Genomic DNA, 1,506 nt, shown 5'->3' on the forward strand with positions numbered 1-1,506 from the left:
TCGGATCAGGCCGGATCAGCCCGCGGCGTCTGGTGCGGTGCATCGCAAGGCGGAGGCGTCGCAGGCCCGGCCTGATCCGAAAGACGCGGCCTAGCGCACCTCCGGCCCGCGGTGCTCGGCCGCGATGCCGAAGCGCTGGCGTTCGCCGGTGGCGGACGTCGTGGCGCCGACCGACGACACGGAGCTGATCACGGGCTCCTGCGCGGCTTCCTGCATCTCTTCGAGGCGACGCAGGTCAGCGGCGGACACCAGGGCCACGAGCGGCTTGCCGTGGCGCGTGACGACGACGCGCTCGTCGCCGTAGACGACGCGGTTGATCAGGTCGGCGAGCTCTGCGCGGGCTTGCGTCACCGGAATCTCGTAGGCCATGTCCCCATCATAACGTCATGTACGTCCTGTACATTTTTTACAGAGGCCGCCCCATCGGGGAGGCGGCTGCCGCATACCCTCAGGAGGCGCGTCATGCAGCGACCGTCCGCCCGCTCCGTCCTGCCGGAGTTCACCGAGCGCACCAGCTCCGGCGTGCGCACCCTGGACCCGTACTCAAAGCTCCTGGAAGAGCGGATCGTCTTCCTCGGCACGCCGGTCGACGACGTCTCGGCGAACGACGTGATGGCGCAGCTCCTCCACCTCGAACACGCGGCGCCGGACCGGGACATCTCGCTGTACATCAATTCGCCGGGCGGCTCGTTCAGCGCGACGACGGCGATCTACGACACGCTCCTGTACACGACGTGCGAGGTGGAGACGGTCTGCCTCGGCCAGGCCGCGTCCGCCGCCGCGGTGCTGCTCGCCGCGGGCACCCCGGGCAAGCGGTCGATCCTGCCCGGCGCCCGCGTGGTCCTCTCCCAGCCGGGGATGCCCGAGCCGCTTCGGGGGCAGCCGACCGACCTCGAGATCCAGGCCGAGGAGCTGCGGCGCACCCGCGCGCTCCTGGAGGCGATGCTCGTACGACACACGGGGCGCACCCCGGAGCAGGTCACCGAGGACATCGAGCGCGACACGGTGCTCGACGCGGCGGCAGCGGTGGAGTACGGCCTCGTGGACCGGGTCGTGCCGAGCCGCAAGGGCTCGCGCCCGGCCGGGAGGTGAGCGGCCGGTGCTGCCGCCCGAACTCCCTCCCCTGCCCGCCCTCACGCGCGCCGAGGGCGAGCTGGTCGACGCCTATCTGACGGTGGTGGACCTCCTCGGCCGGATCAACCCGGCCCGCACGGAGCACACGTACGGCGGCCTGCGGGCCGCACAGGCCCTGGTCGGCGGGGCCACCCGGCTGCGGGACGCGCTGACGCTCATGCACCAGCGGGGCGAGGCCGAGCTGCACGCGGACACGCTGGCGCGGGCCTTGCGGGTGCTGGACGGCGAGCGCCGGGCTGAGCGCGTGACGGTGCCGCCTCGGCCGTGACGGCGGCCCTCGCCCCCCCCCTTTTATTGGCCTTCGGGCCTCGTCCTCAAGCGCCGGACGGGCTGAAAACGCGCCCGGCAGGCTAGAAATAGCCCGTCCGGCGC

Annotated in this window: 3 protein-coding genes; 2 read left to right on the forward strand and 1 reads right to left on the reverse strand. The window is 72.4% G+C overall.

Features of this window, described 5'->3' with window-relative positions:
- Nucleotides 1-90: 90 nt before the first annotated feature.
- Entirely contained in the window at nucleotides 91-369 is a 279-nt protein-coding gene (locus tag ACFWZ5_RS34840) for a type II toxin-antitoxin system prevent-host-death family antitoxin (protein WP_384806974.1), read from the reverse strand.
- Between the two features lie 93 nt (nucleotides 370-462).
- On the opposite strand from ACFWZ5_RS34840, the gene ACFWZ5_RS34845 reads away from it, so the two are divergent.
- Nucleotides 463-1,092: an ATP-dependent Clp protease proteolytic subunit gene (locus ACFWZ5_RS34845; protein WP_384806971.1), complete on the forward strand. Its 630-nt coding sequence runs from the start codon at nucleotides 463-465 to the stop codon at nucleotides 1,090-1,092.
- 7 nt (nucleotides 1,093-1,099) lie between these two features.
- On the forward strand, nucleotides 1,100-1,402 hold the full coding sequence (locus tag ACFWZ5_RS34850) for a hypothetical protein (protein WP_384806968.1): 303 nt from the start codon (nucleotides 1,100-1,102) through the stop codon (nucleotides 1,400-1,402).
- The last annotated feature ends 104 nt before the right edge of the window (nucleotides 1,403-1,506 follow it).

It is taken from the genome of Streptomyces sp. NPDC059003, from assembly GCF_042740445.1.
In the GTDB taxonomy this organism is placed as follows: Bacteria; Actinomycetota; Actinomycetes; order Streptomycetales; family Streptomycetaceae; genus Streptomyces.